Annotated in this window: 15 protein-coding genes; 7 read left to right on the top strand and 8 right to left on the bottom strand. The window is 56.1% G+C overall.

The genetic code is table 11. The features are described from left to right. Positions 1-4: 4 nt before the first annotated feature. The 3 genes from hda to upp form a co-directional block, all read right to left on the bottom strand. Complete coding sequence (gene hda, locus ABRZ28_RS01370; protein ID WP_319603691.1) at positions 5-712, bottom strand: DnaA inactivator Hda; 708 nt, start codon at positions 710-712, stop codon at positions 5-7. A gap of 80 nt (positions 713-792) precedes the next feature. Continuing rightward, positions 793-2,085 carry a uracil permease gene (uraA, locus tag ABRZ28_RS01375; RefSeq protein WP_319603468.1) on the bottom strand — a complete coding sequence of 431 codons (1,293 nt, stop codon included), beginning with the start codon at positions 2,083-2,085 and terminating at the stop codon, positions 793-795. A gap of 331 nt (positions 2,086-2,416) precedes the next feature. Next, the gene (gene upp, locus ABRZ28_RS01380; protein ID WP_319603692.1) at positions 2,417-3,043 is read right to left on the bottom strand and encodes a uracil phosphoribosyltransferase; all 627 of its coding nucleotides are present in this window, start codon (positions 3,041-3,043) and stop codon (positions 2,417-2,419) included. 320 nt (positions 3,044-3,363) lie between these two features. On the opposite strand from upp, the gene purM reads away from it, so the two are divergent. Together purM and purN are read left to right on the top strand one after the other, a co-directional pair. Then, a complete protein-coding gene (purM, locus tag ABRZ28_RS01385) occupies positions 3,364-4,401 on the top strand; it encodes a phosphoribosylformylglycinamidine cyclo-ligase (protein WP_330519318.1) in 1,038 nt (345 codons plus the stop codon). Further along, the gene (gene purN / locus ABRZ28_RS01390) at positions 4,401-5,039 is read left to right on the top strand and encodes a phosphoribosylglycinamide formyltransferase (RefSeq protein WP_330519319.1); all 639 of its coding nucleotides are present in this window, start codon (positions 4,401-4,403) and stop codon (positions 5,037-5,039) included. Before purM ends, purN begins: the two co-directional genes overlap by 1 nt. Positions 5,040-5,042: 3 nt before the next feature. On the opposite strand, the gene ABRZ28_RS01395 is transcribed toward purN, so the two are convergent. Both ABRZ28_RS01395 and ABRZ28_RS01400 read right to left on the bottom strand, forming a co-directional pair. Next, on the bottom strand, positions 5,043-6,101 hold the full coding sequence (locus ABRZ28_RS01395) for an HD domain-containing phosphohydrolase (RefSeq protein ID WP_330519320.1): 1,059 nt from the start codon (positions 6,099-6,101) through the stop codon (positions 5,043-5,045). Next, positions 6,085-8,433 (bottom strand): PAS domain-containing hybrid sensor histidine kinase/response regulator, encoded by a 2,349-nt coding sequence (locus ABRZ28_RS01400; RefSeq protein ID WP_319603472.1) that lies wholly within the window; start codon positions 8,431-8,433, stop codon positions 6,085-6,087. Before ABRZ28_RS01400 ends, ABRZ28_RS01395 begins: the two co-directional genes overlap by 17 nt. A 278-nt stretch (positions 8,434-8,711) precedes the next feature. On the opposite strand from ABRZ28_RS01400, the gene ABRZ28_RS01405 reads away from it, so the two are divergent. Next, on the top strand, positions 8,712-9,818 hold the full coding sequence (locus ABRZ28_RS01405; RefSeq protein WP_319603473.1) for an ABC transporter substrate-binding protein: 1,107 nt from the start codon (positions 8,712-8,714) through the stop codon (positions 9,816-9,818). Next, the gene (locus ABRZ28_RS01410) at positions 9,811-11,931 is read left to right on the top strand and encodes a TonB-dependent siderophore receptor (protein WP_330519321.1); all 2,121 of its coding nucleotides are present in this window, start codon (positions 9,811-9,813) and stop codon (positions 11,929-11,931) included. Before ABRZ28_RS01405 ends, ABRZ28_RS01410 begins: the two co-directional genes overlap by 8 nt. A gap of 75 nt (positions 11,932-12,006) precedes the next feature. On the opposite strand, the gene ABRZ28_RS01415 is transcribed toward ABRZ28_RS01410, so the two are convergent. Further along, complete coding sequence (locus tag ABRZ28_RS01415) at positions 12,007-12,435, bottom strand: hypothetical protein (RefSeq protein WP_319603475.1); 429 nt, start codon at positions 12,433-12,435, stop codon at positions 12,007-12,009. Positions 12,436-13,040: 605 nt separating this feature from the next. Here ABRZ28_RS01415 and speG point away from each other — a divergent pair. Further along, positions 13,041-13,616 carry a spermidine N1-acetyltransferase gene (gene speG, locus ABRZ28_RS01420; RefSeq protein ID WP_319603476.1) on the top strand — a complete coding sequence of 192 codons (576 nt, stop codon included), beginning with the start codon at positions 13,041-13,043 and terminating at the stop codon, positions 13,614-13,616. 44 nt (positions 13,617-13,660) lie between these two features. Here the strand turns inward: speG and ybbP are convergent, their stop codons facing one another. Then, entirely contained in the window at positions 13,661-16,090 is a 2,430-nt protein-coding gene (ybbP, locus tag ABRZ28_RS01425) for a putative ABC transporter permease subunit YbbP (RefSeq protein ID WP_319603477.1), read from the bottom strand. After that, complete coding sequence (gene ybbA, locus ABRZ28_RS01430) at positions 16,087-16,818, bottom strand: putative ABC transporter ATP-binding protein YbbA (RefSeq protein WP_330519322.1); 732 nt, start codon at positions 16,816-16,818, stop codon at positions 16,087-16,089. Before ybbA ends, ybbP begins: the two co-directional genes overlap by 4 nt. On the opposite strand from ybbA, the gene tesA reads away from it, so the two are divergent. Both tesA and ABRZ28_RS01440 read left to right on the top strand, forming a co-directional pair. Continuing rightward, on the top strand, positions 16,741-17,424 hold the full coding sequence (gene tesA / locus ABRZ28_RS01435; RefSeq protein ID WP_442878660.1) for a multifunctional acyl-CoA thioesterase I/protease I/lysophospholipase L1: 684 nt from the start codon (positions 16,741-16,743) through the stop codon (positions 17,422-17,424). The genes ybbA and tesA overlap by 78 nt on opposite strands. A gap of 28 nt (positions 17,425-17,452) precedes the next feature. Then, complete coding sequence (locus ABRZ28_RS01440) at positions 17,453-18,229, top strand: SDR family oxidoreductase (protein WP_330519323.1); 777 nt, start codon at positions 17,453-17,455, stop codon at positions 18,227-18,229. Positions 18,230-18,241 lie beyond the last annotated feature (12 nt).

Raw genomic sequence — 18,241 nt, forward strand, 5'->3', positions numbered from 1 at the left:
CGAACTAAAGCCCGAGGATCTCTTTGACAAAGGGAATGGTCAGTTTGCGCTGGGCGGTGATGGAGGCATGATCGAGCTGATCCAGCGTCATGAACAGCGTGCGCATTTCCCGATCGAGCCGCTTAAGCAGAAAACGGCTGACATCCTCCGGCAGTTCAAAACCGCGCAGTTTCGCCCGCAGTTGCAATGCTTCCCCTTTCTCTTCATCCGATAACGGCTGAAGTTTATAGATTTGTCCCCAATCCAGACGGGAGGAAAGATCCGGCAAACGCAGATTAAGCTGGCGAGGAGGACGATCGCCGGTGATCAACAAGCGGGTGCGGCCGGTTTCCTGAATACGGTTATAGAGGTTAAACACCGCCATTTCCCAGGCTTCATCGCCGGCGATCGATTCAATATTGTCGATGCACACCAGCGCCAGCTGCTCCATGCCGTCCAGCACTTCAGGCACGAAATAGGCGCGTTTATCCAACGGCACATAGCCGACCGCCTGATCGCGATGGGATAAATCAGCGCACGCCGCGTGCAGCAGGTGACTGCGTCCGCCGCCTTCCCGCGACCAGAAATAAATATAGCTTCCGTGTTCCTGATGCAGAGCGGCGGTAATCGCGGCAAGAAGAGACGCGTTTTCTCCCGGATAGAAACTGGAGAAGGTTTCGTCATCAGGTAAATAAAGTGGCAATGAAAGCTGTGCCGGCGTGTTCAGAATCACCTCAAGCAAGACAGGCAGGAAAACGATTTGAGTCTATCACAGAAAGCGGGCTCTGTTGAGCCCGTTGCCGATACCCGGCCTCAACGTGAAGCCGATTCCTCTGTTTCCTGCGCATCAAGGATCGTTTCTTCGCTACGGAACAGGCTAATCAGTTTAAACAGCAGGCTCATGCCAATCCCCACGACCGTCGCCAGCGCCATCCCTTTCAGTTCGGCCGCGCCCATATGCACCTTCGCGCCGCTAACGCCGATAATCAGAATAACGGAGGTCAAAATCAGGTTTTGCGCCTTGTTGTAATCCACTTTGGATTCAATCAGGACACGGATACCCGACGCGCCAATCACCCCGTACAGCAACAGCGATACGCCGCCCATCACCGGAACCGGCACCGCCTGAATCGCCGCCGCCAGTTTGCCGACGCAGGACAACAGAATCGCCAGGATCGCCGCGCCGCCAATCACCCAGGTGCTATATACCTTGGTCAGGGCCAGCACGCCGATATTTTCACCGTAGGTGGTGTTCGGCGTAGAGCCAAAGAAACCTGACAGCACGGTAGAAATGCCGTTGGCAAACAGGGAACGATGCAGACCCGGTTCACGCATCAAATCCTTTTTCACGATATTGGCGGTGACGACCAGATGCCCGACGTGTTCGGCGATCACCACCAGCGCGGCCGGCAGGATGGTCAGAATGGCGAACCATTCAAAACGCGGGGTGTAAAACGTCGGTAATGCGAACCAATTCGCCTGCGCGATAGGCGTCAAATCCACGATCCCCATGGCGAATGACAGCGCGTAACCGGCCAGCACGCCGATCAGAATCGGGATAATCGCCAGAAAACCACGGAATAGCACCGAACCCAGAATCGTTACCGCCAGCGTCGTCAGAGAAACGGTCACCGCCGTGGTATCGACAGAGGCGCCGTCGGCAGGCAGCAAGCCGGCCATTCCGGCGGCCACGCCGGCCAGCTCCAGACCGATAACGGCCACGATCGCCCCCATCGCCGCCGGCGGAAACAGCACATCCAACCATCCCGTTCCCGCTTTTTTGACGATCAGCGCCACCAGACAGAACAGTAAGCCGCAGACAATAAAGCCCCCCAGCGCCACTTCATAGCCCAGAGGCAACAGCAGCAGCACCGGCGAGATAAAGGCAAAGCTGGATCCCAGGTAGGCCGGGATCTTGCCTTTACAGACGAATAAATAGATCAGGGTGCCGATACCGTTGAACAACAATACGGTAGCCGGATTAATCTTGAACAGAATAGGCACGAGTACGGTGGCGCCGAACATCGCAAACAGATGTTGGAAACTCAGCGGTATGGTTTGCAACAAGGGCGGACGTTCACTTACCCCGATGGCGCGACGTGTCATCTTTGTATCCTCTGTAAAGTGGCTATTTATCGTGCTCGGCATGGCGTCCGCACGTGTTATTACTGCCGCACCCACCCCGCCCAAAGCTCATATTCAGGTAGAAAGATGCTGTTATGATTGCGGGGCGGCGGACACGAATAGCCCGCCATAAAAAAACGCCCGGAGCGTTTTTCAACGTCACGAAGTGACGGCCCGCAGGGTGGCGGGCAGGGACAGCCCGCCATAAAAAATCGCCCGGAGCGATTTTCAACGTCGCTTGCGACGGCCCGCAAGGGTGGCGGGCAGGGACAGCCCGCCATAAAAAAGCCGACTGATTAAGCCGGCCTGACGGTTATTTGGTGCCGAATATCTTATCGCCCGCGTCGCCCAGACCCGGCATGATATAACCTTGCGCATTCAGGCCCTTATCAATCGCCGCGGTGTAAAGTTCGATATCCGGGTGCGCTTTTTCCAGCGCGGCGATACCTTCCGGCGCGGCGACCAGCACCAGTACCTTGATGCTCTGGCAGCCGGCCTTTTTCAGCAGATCGACAGTGGCGATCATTGAGCCGCCGGTCGCCAGCATCGGGTCCACCACCAGCGCCATACGTTCATCGATATTGGAAACCAGCTTCTGGAAATAGGGTACCGGCTCCAGCGTCTCTTCATTACGGTAAACGCCCACCACGCTGATACGGGCGCTGGGAACGTTTTCCAGCACCCCTTCCATCATCCCTAAACCGGCACGCAGAATAGGCACAACGGTAATTTTCTTGCCCTTGATTTGATCGATTTCAACCGGGCCGCACCAACCTTCGATGGTCACTTTCTCAGTTTCTAAACCGGCCGTTGCTTCATAGGTCAATAAACTCCCCACTTCGGAAGCCAGCTCGCGGAAACGTTTGGTGCTAATATCGTTCTCACGCATCAGGCCAAGTTTATGTTTGACGAGCGGGTGTTTCACCTCAACGATCTTCATCATTATTCTCCCTAGACAGTGGACGGTAAAAAAACGCCCGGAGCGTTTTTTAAACGCCGTTTGCGGCGGCCCGCAGGGTGGCGGGCAGAACAGCCCGCTATCAAAAAAATCGCCGGATTATACCGCTTTTTTACGCAAGCGACATACGATTAAGCGTGATCCAGATCAACCGGTAAAGGAAATTGCCGGCGATGAGGAAAAATGAAACCCCGGCGACTCATCGCTCGCAAACGTTTGCTCGCGCTGTTAGAATTAGCGCGCTCCATTTTTACCGACAAGTGTTTTTGACCACAAATTGTAACCTCCGTGGGGACTCCGTAGTGACCGACAAAACCTCTCTCAGCTATAAAGACGCAGGCGTGGATATTGATGCGGGTAATGCATTGGTAGACCGTATCAAGGGTGTAGTGAAACAGACCCGCCGCCCGGAAGTTATGGGTGGCCTGGGGGGTTTCGGCGCCCTGTGCGCCTTACCGCAAAAATACCGCGAACCCATTCTGGTTTCCGGCACTGACGGGGTCGGCACCAAGCTGCGTCTGGCGATGGATCTCAAACGCCATGACACTATCGGTATCGATCTGGTCGCCATGTGCGTTAACGATTTAGTCGTGCAAGGGGCTGAACCTTTATTCTTTCTGGATTACTACGCCACCGGCAAACTGGATGTCGATACGGCGGCCAGCGTGATTACGGGCATCGCGGAAGGCTGTAAACAATCAGGCTGCGCGCTGGTGGGCGGCGAAACGGCGGAAATGCCGGGCATGTATCACGGCGAAGATTATGACGTCGCCGGCTTCTGCGTCGGCGTGGTGGAAAAATCCGCAATCATCGACGGCAGTAAAGTACAGTCGGGCGATACGCTGATCGCCCTGGCCTCCAGCGGCCCGCACTCGAACGGCTACTCGCTGGTGCGCAAGATCCTGGAAGTCAGTAAAGCCGACCCGGCCACGGTTGATCTGGCAGGCAAGCCGCTGGCCGACCACCTGCTGGCGCCGACGAAAATCTACGTTAAGTCGATCCTGGCGCTGATCGAAAAAATCGACGTCCACGCCATTTGCCACCTGACGGGCGGCGGCTTCTGGGAAAACATTCCGCGCGTATTGCCGGAAGGCATGCAGGCCGTCATTGATGAATCAAGCTGGCAGTGGCCGGCGGTATTCAACTGGCTGCAACAGGCGGGCAACGTCAGCCGCCACGAAATGTATCGCACATTCAACTGTGGTGTTGGTATGATCATCGCACTGCCGACCGAACTGGCAGACGAGGCCATTGCCTTATTAAACGGCAGTGGCGAAACAGCATGGAAAATCGGCGTGATTAATCAGACTGACGCCGGAGAGGCAGTGGTCATTAACTGATGAAGAACTTTGTTATCCTGATATCGGGTCAAGGAAGCAACTTGCAGGCGTTGATCGACGCCTGCAAGCGTAATCGTATCAATGGAAAGATAGCCGCCGTATTCAGCAATAATCCTGAAGCCTACGGCTTGCAGGTCGCGCAAGAAGCGGAAATACCGGCGCATGTCATCAATCCGGCGGATTTTGCCGATCGCGCCGCTTATGATGCGACAATGGCGCAGGAAATCGCCCAGTATGATCCGGCGCTGATTGTACTGGCCGGCTATATGCGGATCCTCAGCCCGACGTTCGTCGCGCAGTTCAGCGGCAAAATGCTGAATATCCACCCGTCCCTGCTGCCGAAATACCCTGGGCTGCACACCCACCGCCAAGCCTTGCAAAACGGCGACGCCGTCCATGGCGCATCGGTGCATTTCGTGACGGACGAACTGGATGGCGGCCCGCTGATCCTACAGGCCAGAGTGCCGGTATTTTCGGATGATGACGAAGAAAGTCTGAAGCAACGCGTTCATGTACAGGAACACACCATTTATCCCCTGGTGGTCAACTGGTTCCTGTCGGGCCGTTTACGCATGCAGGAAAATGAAGCCTGGCTGGATGGCGTGCGCGTGCCTCCCCAGGGCTATGCCGCCGAATAGCCTTCACCTGGACTCACAATACCGCTCCTGGATGGCGACGATATCATCCAGGATATCCAGAAAAGCGCCGACCACGTCGGGATCGAAATGGGCGCCCGCTTCCGACTTGATGTAATCAATCGCCTGTTCCCGCGGCCAGGCCGGTTTATACGGCCGCACGGAAAGCAACGCATCAAACACGTCCGCCACCGCGACAATTCGTCCCGCCAGCGGAATATCTTCGCCCGACAAGCCGCGCGGATAACCACTGCCGTCCCATTTTTCATGATGGGTCAACGCGATTTCCCGCGACATCGCCATCAGCATGGAGTCATCGCCAGCCAGTAATTCGGCGCCGATAACCGTATGCTGACGCATAATTTCCCATTCATCCGCATCAAGTTTGCCCGGTTTGAGCAGAATAGCGTCCGGAATACCGATTTTCCCGACATCATGCATCGGGCTGGCATGCAGGATAAGTTCGACATCATCGTCCGGCCACTCCATGCGGCGCGCCAGCAGCGCAGAAGTCTGGCTCATGCGCGTAATATGCAGACCGGTTTCGCTGTCGCGATATTCCGCCGCCCGAGCCAGCCGGCGCACAACCTGCAAACGCGTATCAAGCAATTCCCTGGTGCGCAGGCGAACCATCTTTTCCAGCACGTCTTTCTGTTCATACATCAGCCGATGCGCCAGGTGGGCATCCAACAGGTTGCGCACCCGCATCAGCAGTTCGGTGCGATCGAAAGGTTTACTGACATAGTCCCGCGCCCCGATGCTCAGCGCTTTCAATAATCGGTCACGCCCCTGGTCAGCAGTCAGCACCATGACCGGCGGCAACAGCGGATCGTTCAACGCCTTCAGCTGCTGCATAATCTGATAACCGTCCAAATACGGCATATTGATGTCCAGCAGGATCAGATCGGGTCGGGATTCCAGATAAGTACGGATCACCAGGCGCGGATCCTGAATGCTGACCAGGTGGCAATACCCCGCGCTGACCAACAGTTTGGCCAATACTTTGAGGTTCGCCGCTTCATCATCGACGATGAGGATGCGGGCATCATCATGCTTGTTCATCATGGTGTGAATTCCCTTTGTCATGGTACAAATAAGCATCAATGCTGGCCAGGAACCGGCCGATATCCAGCGGCTTGGTCAGATAGTCGGAAAAACCCGCCGCCATGCCCCGTTCAATATCGCGCGGCATCACGTTGGCCGATACGGCAATCACCGGAACCTGCCGCAGCCGGATGTGAGATTTGAGTACCTTGAGCACTTCGTAACCATCCATGCCGGGAAGGTTGATATCCAGCAGAATCAAATCAGGCTGGTGAGCGGCGGCGAATTCGATCCCCAGTTCGGGCGTATGCATCGTTATCAACGAGAGGTGGCGCAATTTATCCAGAATTTGCGCCACCAGCTTGAGGTTAACCGGATTATCATCGATATACAGGATGTAATGCCGACGGCGATCGTCGGTGAGCGGCATCACGCGGGGAACTCTCTCCCTCACGGCTTGCTCCTGCGGCGTCAGATCGGTCAGCGGCAATTCCACCCAGAACCGGCTCCCTTTGCCGGGTTCGCTTTCCACGCCGATTCTGCCGCCCATGGCTTCGGTCAGTTTACGGGTAATCACCAGACCGATACCGGTTCCCTCAATCTGGCTGTTTTCCGCCTCAAGCCGGTTAAAGGATTGAAATAATTCCCTCAGGCGCTCGCCGGCGATGCCGTTGCCCGTATCAACGACGGCCATACGCAGCCATGTCGCGCGCCTTTCCAGCTCGATACGCACTTCACCGCCGGGGCGATTATATTTGATGGCGTTGGACAGTAAATTCAGCAGCACCTGTTTCAGGCGGATCCGATCGGCGCTCACCGCCAGCGCAGCGGGTACGTCCAGATTCAGGGATATTTGCCTGTCGGCGGCCAGGGGCTGGAGCAGTTGCCGACAATCCCGCAGTAGCTCAGATAGCGCCACCGCTTCAATTGACAGCGTCACCGCGCCGGATTCAATTTTGGCGAGATCCAGCACTTCATTGATCAAACCAAGCAGATGCCGACCGGCTTTGAGAATTTCTCTGACATTGTCTAATTGATCGTCGCTCAATTGCTCGTCGAATTCCATAATCTGGGAGAAGCCCAGGATGGCATTCATCGGCGTGCGCAATTCATGGCTCATGCTGGAAAGAAATTCGGATTTAGCCTGGTTGGCGCGTTCCGCTTCCATCTTGGCGAGCTTCAGCGCCTGCTCGCCCTCTTTTTGCCGGGTGATATCAAGCACGGTCGTCAGGCGCAAACCCTGGCCGCCAAAAAGCTGATCCCGGCCGCGCACAATGGCGGGAAACGTCGTTCCGTCTTTCCTCAGCATTTCGGATTCATAGGACTCAGACCATTTTTCGCCGATCAACTGTATCGCCATGGGAACAGCCGTCTGGCTGGTAAAATCAAGCACCGGCAGACCGACCGCGTCCTCGCGCCGGCAGCGGAACAGTTCAAGCCAGCGCGAACTGACATCGACGATGATGCCTTGCCGATCGAACACCACCACGCCTTCATCGACATTGTCCAGAAAGAAACGGAAACGCGCTTCGCTTTCGATCAACGCCCGCTCGGCTTCCTTAAAACGGGTAATATCGAGATACAGGCCCAATAAGCCGATTTGTTCGCCGCGCGCGTCACGCAAAGGAACCTTATTCACGCTTAGCCAGCGTTTTTCGCCCGTCTCCGGCTCAACGCAGGTCAGAATATTCATTTTGGGCCGACCGCTGTTCAGTACCGCCAGATCGTCTTCGCGATATGCCGCGGCCCGCGCGCCGTCAAACAGTTCAAAATCATCGCGCCCGATGATTTCAGCGGGATCGCGCCGCCCGGCATCATGCGTAAAATAACGGTTGGCGCCGAGATAGCGCGAGTCATAGTCCTTCCAGAATACGCCGGCGGGAAGATGATCGAGTATGGATTGCAACAGATTGCCCGGCACGCAGTTAGCGGGATCGTCGTGCCGGTCGGGCCGAGGACTGACCGCATCCAGCACCAGCGCCAGATCGGACGTTTCCCGGATGGCGGGAAAAAAATAATCTACCCCTTGTTTTTGCCAATCGAGTTGTTCGTGGATGCGGGTCGCGCCATCGGTAAACGCCACCCAGGCGTCGACGTTGCGTCCATAGCGCGCCAGTTCGACGCCCTGCGCGGGCGAAAGCGACCTCATCCAGTCCAATGAGGTAAATAATATCTCAATATCGCTGTTGCCCGGTTCCGGCAATTGTTCCAGCGCCGCGCCGCGTACCAGCGTGAGAGAAGACCGATGACATGCCGATAACGTTATCCCGCTGCAAACCGGGCCAAGCATAATCAACCGGCCGGATTTATTGTCATGCTGAAACTGCTCCCCTATCCCGCTCGATTCCCCCATTCCCTTTCTCCTTGCATGGCGATCCTGCCCCGCAATGGTAACGCATCGCCATCCAATCTTCATTAACAATAGGAATGCTCTTATATTAGACTAACGATTAACGTGCTTTCCTATCGCCCCCGCCGGACGCCTTTCGCTTTAATTACTTATTTAATCGGCAATAACACCAAGATCTATAACGCTATCTGCTTTCGCCGCGCATTATCCCCACCCTTTGAGCGTTGATAATAAGAATAACAATGATTATCTTCTGCCATCTTTTTTTTGCAGAACTCATCATGCGCGTCGTCATACTCTTTTTTTTATCACTCCTGAGTTCCTTCTCCCTGGCTAAAAACGTCACCGATATTCTCGGCCGGCAGGTCGCCATTCCGGATGCGCCGCAACGCATCGTCGTTGGCGAAAGCCGCATGCTTTACACGCTGGCGCTGCTTGATCCGGACAATCCGGCGCGCCATATCGTCGGCTGGCCGGGCGATATGGCGCGTTACGATGCGCAAAGCTGGCGACGCTATACGGAAAAATTTCCGTCAATCAGCCGGATCCCCCAGTTAGGCAACGGCAATTTGCACAGTATGAACGCGGAAATTCTGCTGCCGTTAAAACCCGACCTGGTGATTCTGCCGCGGCTGGCGAAAACCACCGCCGATGACGAGCAACTGCTACAAACGCTGACCAATGCCGGCGTGCCGGTGATCTATGTCGATTTACGCATCGATTTGCTCAACAACACGCTCCCCAGCCTCCGACTATTGGGAGAGGTGTTGAATCAACCTGAGCGGGCCGCGGCGTTCAGCGAATTTTATCAGCGGCACATGACTGTCATTCGTCAACGCCTCGATCAATACCACGGTAAAAAAACCACGGTGATGCTGCACCTGCATCTTGGTCGCCGCGACACCTGCTGCACCACCGCCGTCGGCGGGAATCTGGGCGAGTTGCTAGCCTTCGCCGGCGGTGAAAATATTGCCGCCGGCGCCATCAGCAGCGTGTACGGCGAACTCAGCCCGGAACGGGTGCTGGCGGCCAACCCCGAGGTTTATATCGCCACCGGCATGGCAGGGCCGGAAGGGAAACGCTTTTCCAACCTGATGCTCGGCCCGCAGGTCAATCCTCAACAGGCGCAGGACAGCTTCGGCAAGCTGATTCGTCAGGATCCGCTCTTATCTCATCTACAGGCGGTTCGAACGGGTCGAGCCTGGAGTATGTGGCACAACTTTTACCTTAGTCCTTACCACATGGTGATGGTGGAGATGTTCGCAAAAGCGCTCTACCCCGATCTCTTCGCCGATATCGACCCGCAATTAACCATGAAAAAACTCTACCAAGACTTTTTACCTATTGATTATTCAGGGACTTACTGGAGTCAACTTGCACATGAATAACACGTTGTTACGATATGGCTGGCCGCTGCTGACGCTGCTGCCTTTCAATATTCAGGCCGCCACCCAGGAGGATACGCTGGAAGTCACGGCGACGGCGGGAACGACATCCGGCGCAGAAACCGGCTATCAGCCGCATAAAACCGTTACCGGCACCCGCACCGAAAGCCGGTTGCTGGATGTCCCGCAGGCGGTAAATGTCGTGCCGCAGCAAGTCATTGAAGACCGGGCGGTACGCAATATTGATGAAGCGTTATATAACGTCAGCGGTATTACGCAGGCCAACACGCTCGGCGGCACCCAGGATGCGCTGATGAAACGCGGCTTTGGCGATAATCGTGACGGTTCGCTGTTTCGCGACGGCGTGCGCTCGATTCAGGCGCGTAATTTTACGCCGTCCGGCGAACGCGTCGAGGTACTGAAAGGCCCCGCCTCCATGCTGTATGGCATGGGCGAACCCGGCGGCGTGATCAATATCATCAGCAAAAAACCGCAGTTAACGCAAAAGACGCATATTGAAGGCTGGGGCAGCAGCTTTAACGGCGGCGGCGGCCAGTTAGACGTTACCGGGCCGCTGGGCGCTTCCGGGCTGGCTTACCGGATGATCGTCGACCATGATGAAACCGACTATTGGCGTAATTTCGGCCGCAACCGTCAAACCACCATCGCGCCGTCGCTGATGTGGTACGGGGAAGACACCACGCTGCGGGTGGCCTATGAGCATATGGAATATCTGACGCCGTTCGACCGCGGCACCGTTATCGATTCCAATACCGGCAAGCCGGTGAATACCCCGCGCGAACGTCGTTTCGACGAGCATTACAACGCCACCCGCGGCGATCAGGACAGCATTACCTTGCAGGTTGATCGCAACCTGACCGACCGCTGGAAAAGCAGCCTGACCTACGCTTATAGCCGCAACCGCTACAGCGATAATCAGGCGCGGGCGACCAGCTATAATGCCGATACGGGCATCTTGACCCGTCAGGCGGACGCCACCGGCTACGCCCATGCCCAGACGCAGGCGGTTCAATTAACGCTGAATGGCGATGTCGATTGGGGACGCGTCAATCACCAGTTGCTGTTCGGCTTTGACCACGAGGCCGACCGCACATACCGCGGCGATATGCTGCGCGACCAGGCGAGCAAGCGCTATGGTTTCGATATTTACAACCCGGTCTACGGCCAGCAGCCGGCCACCACCAGAGTCAGCGCGGCAGACAGCGATCAGCGGGAAAATATCGACAGCACCGGCTTCTTCATACAGGACGCGATCCGCCTTAACGATCGCTGGCAACTGCTGGGCGGTTTACGTTACGACAGCTTTGAGGTGATGGCGGGCAAAGGCCGGCCATTCAAGACCAATACGGACAGTTCATACCATCGCGTCGTACCGCGCGCGGGCATTATTTACAGTCTGACGCCGAATTCATCGCTTTATGCCAGCTACAGCGAGTCGTTTAAACCCAACTCGTCGATCGCCACGCAAATCGACTCGCTGCCGCCGGAAATCGGCGCCGCCTATGAAATCGGCGCCAAGCTGGATCTGCCCAATCGGATTACCGCCAACGTGGCGCTGTTCGATATTCAGAAACGCAATGTGATGGTAAGCGAACTTGACGGCAACGGAGAGACGGTGACGCGCACCGCCGGCAAAGTCCGCTCTCAGGGGGTTGAGCTGGATCTGGCCGGGAAACTCACCGACTCGCTTAGCCTGATCGGCTCTTACGCCTATACCGATGCCAGAGTGACCGCCGATCCGGAAAATAACGGCCATGAGATGACCAACGCGGCGCGCCATACCGCCTCATTGTTCCTGACGCAGGACTTCGGTACGCTGGGGCTGCATGCCGGCGATAATCTGCGCGCCGGCGCCGGGGCGCGTTATGTGGGACGCCGCGCCGGCGATGCCGCGAACAGCTTCTATCTGGACGATTATACGGTGGCGGACGCCTTTGTCGCCTACAGCACGCCGATCAACGGCTATAAGGTGAAATGGCAGTTCAACGTTAAGAACCTGTTCGATAAAACCTATTACCCATCCAGCGGAAACAACCTGCGCATCGCCATCGGCGAACCGCGCCAGTTCGTGCTGCGCGCCAGCGTGGATTTCTGATTTATTGGGGAGTCACGAACGGAAGGGAAAAACTGCCTGACGGTCGACGCCGTCAGGCAACGGGTGATATCAAGCTTACTTAACGCTGGTGATAGTCCCTTTATAACCACGAACAACAACGTGAATTTTCTTGAATACGCCGTAGTCTTGTGTCGTTACTTCATAGCGCGGAGCGACGATTAAGTCAGCGCCTGCGGCTTTAACCGCGTTGTAGGTCGCAGCGGACTTAACAGAAGCGGAAGCATCGGCAAAAGACAGCGCGCCGCCAGTACCATAGCTTACGCCGTCAACGTAGTTGTTGCCTTCACCCCATTTGATGAAACCCATCAGCACGTTAGCAGTCGCTTCACCCTGGATTTTTTCACCAACCTGAATATCCGCTTTTACGGTAGATTCGACATTGCCTACCAGTGCGGAAGTCGGCTGGCTGGTATTATAAGAAGAACAACCCGCTAACAATGAAACTGCAAATGCAGCCGCAGCCAATTTAAATTTATTATTCATGACGAACATTATCCTTAATTTGATAGTAAAGAGAAGTGCCACCGTAATTTCGGGCCGCACAATACTATTTTATTTGGCTTTAAAAAACCAGACTATTTTAATAATCAATTCACAAACGGGAAAAAATAAAAACCAGGCTTGAAAGCGTAAACAAGCAGCAAAAACACCAAAATAAAACATGTAAAATCAATAAATTATCATGACATTAACAAAAAGAAAAAAAGAATTAAAAATAGATGCAATAAAAATAATTCATGAAACATGAATAACATTCAAATTAATAAACAGCCTAATTATAATAAATAATTTAATTTCCACCCAAATTAAATAAGAGGAAAACCAATCAAAAAATATACATTAGCCAACATTGTGATTTTCATCGCCCTATTATTCATTCTCCCTATCGGACACGCGGCCCGCCGAATTTCAGATAGGGGATAAAATAGCGCTTTTTCAAACACTGCGAAAAAAGGCCCGCGAGTGAAGTCAACCGGCGCGCCCGGAAAGATGACGGTGATGAATAATGCATTAGGGGAAATGGCCCGATGAAGCCAATCTTGGCATACAATCTAGGACGACTAACGGATTAACCTTGAGGATAAAACATGTCCGGTACGAGTAACGTCGTTCGGCTACGACCGCTGGAGCGGGACGACCTGACCTTTGTCCATCAGTTGGATAACAACGCCAGCGTGATGCGCTACTGGTTTGAAGAACCCTACGAAGCCTTTGTTGAACTTAGCGATCTGTATGACAAACACATTCATGACCAAAGCGAGCGGCGCTTTATCATCGAACATGAGCAGACCAAAGTCGGCCTGGTGGAACTGGTGGAAATCACGCACATTCACCGCCGGGCCGAGTTCCAGATCATTATCGACCCCGCGTATCAGGGGCAGGGTTATGCCAGCGCGGCGGCGAAACTGGCGATGGAGTACGGCTTTTCAGTATTGAATCTGTACAAGCTGTATCTGATTGTGGATAAGGAAAACAAAAAGGCGATACATCTCTACAGCAAGCTGGGATTTGAAGTGGAAGGCGAGCTGATACACGAGTTCTTCATCAACGGCGAATATCGCAATACCATTCGAATGTGTATTTTCCAGCACCAGTATCTGGCAAAACATAAAACGGTGACCGGCACTGGCGGCTCCGCGCCGGGCGCCGATATCACCTTGTGATGGGAAGCCGCCTTACTCCGGTGGCGCCGGAGTAAGGCGGGCAGCTACCCCGCAAACTGGCGGAACAGCGCCTTGCCGCGCAGTAAGCGCAGCCCCAGCCAGCCGCCGCACAGCGAGAGCAATAGCGCCGCCGACGGCGGCAAGAGTCCCCACATCGCCAGGTTCGGTTGCCACGCGAAATTGAAAACCTGGCTTTGCAGCAGCCACAGCGCCGCTTCCGCCCCGATAGCGGCGGCCATTCCCGCCACCAGCCCCAGCACGGCGAATTCACACCACAGCGTGGTGCGCAATAAACGCAATCCCGCGCCTAACGTGCGGTACACCATCAGTTCCTGCCGGCGCTGACGCATTCCCACCTGAATTTGCGCCAGCAGCAGCAGGGTGCCGCAGAACAGCACCAGCACCACCATGATTTCCAGCGCCCGGCTCACCTGCTGCAACACCAGTCCTATCTGGCGCAGCATGCTGCCGACATCCAGCAGACTCAGCGTCGGAAACTGGCGGTTTAGCTGAGTAATCACCTTCTCATCGCCATCGTAACGGAAGCTGGTCAGCCAGGATTGCGGCTGGTTATCCAACGCGCCGGCGGGGAAAATAAAGAAGAAGTTCGGGCGCAGACTCTCCCAATCCACCTGGCGGAAACTGGTCACTTTGGCGCTGAAAGGCTGCGTATCGCCGGTAAAGGTCAGCGTATCGCCGATCTTGATCCCCATCTCTTTGGCTTCTTTCTCTTCCATCGAGACCTCGCCCGCTTTCGGCGCCTGTCCCTCAACCAGCACATTGTGATCGGGGATGCCGTTCATCCAGGTCAGATTCAGTTCGCGGTTGACGGTGTTGCCGCCCGGATCGTCCTCATGAATGACCTCCGTCGCCACCTGCTGATTAATTTCCGTCAGCCGCGCCCGGATGATGGGATAGAAGGGTTCCGGCTTCACCTGATGCCGCTCAAGGAAGGATTTCACCTGCGGAACCTGCTCCGCCGCGATGTTTAACAGAAAATAGTTCGGACTCCCCGGCGGCAACTGTTGTTGCCAGCGCTCCAGCATATCGCCGCGCATCGCCAATAGCAGGGCCAGCAGCATAAATGACAGCGAAAAGGCCGCCAGTTGGCCGATCGTCGACCACGGCTGACGCAGCAGACGATTGATCGCCAGACGCATCGCCAATTGCTTAACCGTCAAACGGCGCAGCAGCAGCAGCCCGCCCCAGCCGATCACGCCCAATAACAGCGCCAGCACCGCCATGCCGCCCAGCAACGCCCACAGCAGGGAACTGCCGCCGGACAACGCGGCGAGCAGTCCCACCACGATAAGCAGCACCACCGGCAGGTAATAGCGCAGCGGCCAGACATTCGCCGTCACATCCTGACGCAGCACGCGCAGCGGCTGCGTCGCCAGCAACAGACGGTAAGGACGCAGCCCGACCAGCAATGAGATCGACACTAACGATCCCAACGCCCATACCCACGGCCATAGTCCGGCGGCCGGCAGCGCGGCGGGCAATACCGGCGCCAGCATTTTCATCAATATCGCTTCAAAGCCCAGTCCGACCAGACTGCCGCACAACGCGGCCAGCCCCAGCACCGACAGCCACTGTCCGACAATCAGCCGTCGTAAGGCTTTTCTTCCGGCGCCCAGCGTTTTTAATACCGCAACCAAATCATAGCGGCTGCGGCAATAGTGCCCCATGGAAACGGCAACGGCGGCAATAGACAACAGCAGCGTCAGCAACGCCGACAACAGCAGAAATTGCTGCGAACGCTTCAGCGATTGGCTCAGGGCGCCCTCTGAATCCTCCATGCCGTACCAGCGCTGATCGGGCTTCAGTTTCGGCTTGATAAAATCGCTGAACCGACTGATTTGTTGTTGATCGCCGGCAAACATATAGCGCCAGGTAATACGCCCGCCGGGCTGTATCGCGCCGGTTTTTTCCACATCCGCCAGATTCATCAGGATGCGCGGCGCCGTGTCGAACGGGTTAAACCCCGAGTCGGGTTCCTGAATCAGTTCGCCGCTGATGCGCAGGGAGGTATCCCCGACATCCAGCATGTCGCCGACCTTCAACCCCAGCAGCGCCAACAGGCGCGGCGCCGCCAATACGGTTCCCGCCTCCGCTCTCAACCCGGCCGGATTGGTCTGGAGCTCGCCGTATAACGGATAGCGCTGGTCCGTTGCCTTCACCCTTGCCAGCTGCGGCGTATCGCCGGCAAACGTCATGGTCATAAACGAAATTTGCCGGCTCAGCGTTAAGCCTTGCTGTTGGGCGGTTTGCAGCCAGGATTCATCCACCGGACGCGAGGCGCGCAAAACCCGATCGCCAGCCAGAAAATCACGGCTTTGCTGGCTTAGCCCTTTTTCCATCCGATCGCCGATGCTGCCCAGCGCCAGCACGCAGGCGACTGCCAGCGTCAGGGCCAGCCAGACAATCAATAACGACGGCGAGCGCCATTCGCGCCAGAACCAGCGCCAGATCATGATTCTTCCCTCAACTTGCCGTCAACCAGACGCAGGCGCCGCTCGCAGCGCGCCGCCAATTGTTCATCATGCGTAACCAGAATCAGCGTAGTGGCGTAATCGCGATTAAGGGAAAACAGCAAATCCACGATACGCTCGCCGGTTTTACGGTCCAGATTGCCGGTAGGCTCATCGGCGAACAGCACTTTAGGTCGCCCGCTGAAGGCGCGGGCCAGCGCCACCCGCTGCTGCTCGCCGCCGGAAAGCTGAGCGGGAAGATGATGCAGGCGCCCGCCCAGTCCAAGCTGCTGCAACAGTTGCTCCGCCTGCCCGCGGCTGCGGCCGTCGCTTTCGCCGCGCAGCAACGCCGGCAACTGAACGTTTTCCAGCGCCGTCAGCGTCGGCACCAGCATAAAGGCCTGAAACACGAATCCCACGTCTCTGGCGCGCAGAGCGGCCCGGCCTTCCTCGTCCAGTTTTTGCAATGATTCGCCCATCAGGCTGACGTCGCCCTCGCTGCCGTCATCCAGACCGGCAAGAATGCCCAGCAGCGTTGATTTGCCGGAACCGGACTCGCCGATAAGCGCGATTGTCTGCGCGGGTTTGACAATCAGCTCAACTCCGGTAAGGATGGAAAGCCGATGTTCCCCTTGACCAACGTGTTTACTAAGATGATGAACTTCAAGAATGTTTTCCGCGGGCCCGGTTTCGACAGGCGTGGCACTCGCTGGACTGGTCTCTGCAAACATATTTTCATCCTTTTACTTCTGGGATTATTCAGTGTACGCGCATTCGCGGCGGATACTTTATTGATACTGGGCGATAGCCTCAGCGCCGGCTATCGGATGCCCGCCGCCAATGCCTGGCCCGCCTTGCTGAATCAGAAATGGCAGACGCAAGCGAAAGAGATAACCGTCATTAACGCCAGCATCAGCGGCGATACCGCCGCGCAAGGGCTGGCGCGGCTGCCCGCGCTGTTGAAACAGCATCAGCCTCGTTGGGTGCTGATCGAACTTGGCGGCAATGACGGACTGCGCGGCTTTCCTGCGCCGAGCATCGAGCAGGATCTGACCAAAATCATTACGCAGGTCAAACAGGCCGATGCTCAGCCGTTATTGATGCAAATTCGTCTGCCGACCAATTATGGCCGCCGCTACACGGAGTCATTCAGCAACATCTATCCGCGGCTGGCGCAACAGTTTGCCATTCCGCTGGTGCCGTTCTTTATGGAACAGGTCTACCTTAAGCCAGAATGGATACTGGAGGATGGCATTCACCCGACCCGCGACGCCCAACCCTTTATCGCCGATTGGATGGCGGAACGGCTAGGCCCCTTAGTTAAACATGAGTCTTAACCAATAGGCTGTTGAATTAGGTAAAGTTATGCAAAAAACGGTGCTCATTACCGGCTGTTCCAGCGGGATTGGCCTGATTGCCGCGCAGGATCTGCACAAGCGCGGCTATCGCGTGCTGGCGGCCTGTCGGCGTCCTGAGGATGTCGAACGCATGGCGAATTTGGGGCTGGAAGGCATTGAACTGAACCTGGATGATGCCGGCAGCGTGGAAAAAGCCGCCGCCCGGGTGATTGCGTTAACCGGCAACCGCCTGTATGGACTGTTTAATAATGCCGGCTACGGTTTATACGGGCTATTAAGCGGCATTTCGCGCCGGCAGTTGGAGCATCAATTTTCCAGTAACCTGTTTGGTACGCATCAACTGACCCAGTTGCTGCTGCCCGCCATGCTGCCGCACGGCGAAGGTCGTATTATTCAGACCAGTTCCGTGATGGGACTGGTCTCCACGCCCGGTCGGGGCGCCTATGCCGCCAGCAAGTTCGCCCTTGAGGCCTGGTCGGACACGTTGCGTATGGAGCTTTACGGCAGCGGTCTGCACGTCAGCCTGATCGAACCCGGCCCGCTGTCGACCCGTTTTTCCGCCAACGTCGACCAGACCCAAACGGATAAGCCGGTCACCAATCCCGGCATCGCCAAACGCTTTACGCTGCCGCCGGAAGCCGTATTGCCGAAACTTCATCATGCACTGGAAAGCCCGCGCCCCAAACTGCGTTACCCGGTGACGCTGGTTGCACACAGCCTATCGTGGTTGCGTCGTCTGCTGCCCGGGCGCTATCTGGATAATGTATTACGCACCCGTTCCTGATTTTGGCTTGAA

Origin of the sequence: Brenneria sp. g21c3 (assembly GCF_040240345.1) — a bacterium.
Classification (GTDB): Bacteria; Pseudomonadota; Gammaproteobacteria; order Enterobacterales; family Enterobacteriaceae; genus Brenneria.

Bases quoted from the DNA above. Each gene is read 5' to 3' on its own strand.
- ABRZ28_RS01415 (WP_319603475.1), bottom strand. From the start codon at position 12,435: ATGAATAATAAATTTAAATTGGCTGCGGCTGCATTTGCAGTTTCATTG.
- ybbA (WP_330519322.1), bottom strand. From the start codon at position 16,818: ATGTTTGCAGAGACCAGTCCAGCGAGTGCCACGCCTGTCGAAACCGGG.
- upp (WP_319603692.1), bottom strand. From the start codon at position 3,043: ATGAAGATCGTTGAGGTGAAACACCCGCTCGTCAAACATAAACTTGGC.
- ABRZ28_RS01395 (WP_330519320.1), bottom strand. From the start codon at position 6,101: ATGATGAACAAGCATGATGATGCCCGCATCCTCATCGTCGATGATGAA.
- ABRZ28_RS01405 (WP_319603473.1), top strand. From the start codon at position 8,712: ATGCGCGTCGTCATACTCTTTTTTTTATCACTCCTGAGTTCCTTCTCC.
- tesA (WP_442878660.1), top strand. From the start codon at position 16,741: ATGATGAACTTCAAGAATGTTTTCCGCGGGCCCGGTTTCGACAGGCGT.
- uraA (WP_319603468.1), bottom strand. From the start codon at position 2,085: ATGACACGTCGCGCCATCGGGGTAAGTGAACGTCCGCCCTTGTTGCAA.
- purN (WP_330519319.1), top strand. From the start codon at position 4,401: ATGAAGAACTTTGTTATCCTGATATCGGGTCAAGGAAGCAACTTGCAG.
- ABRZ28_RS01440 (WP_330519323.1), top strand. From the start codon at position 17,453: ATGCAAAAAACGGTGCTCATTACCGGCTGTTCCAGCGGGATTGGCCTG.
- ABRZ28_RS01400 (WP_319603472.1), bottom strand. From the start codon at position 8,433: ATGGGGGAATCGAGCGGGATAGGGGAGCAGTTTCAGCATGACAATAAA.
- ABRZ28_RS01410 (WP_330519321.1), top strand. From the start codon at position 9,811: ATGAATAACACGTTGTTACGATATGGCTGGCCGCTGCTGACGCTGCTG.
- speG (WP_319603476.1), top strand. From the start codon at position 13,041: ATGTCCGGTACGAGTAACGTCGTTCGGCTACGACCGCTGGAGCGGGAC.
- ybbP (WP_319603477.1), bottom strand. From the start codon at position 16,090: ATGATCTGGCGCTGGTTCTGGCGCGAATGGCGCTCGCCGTCGTTATTG.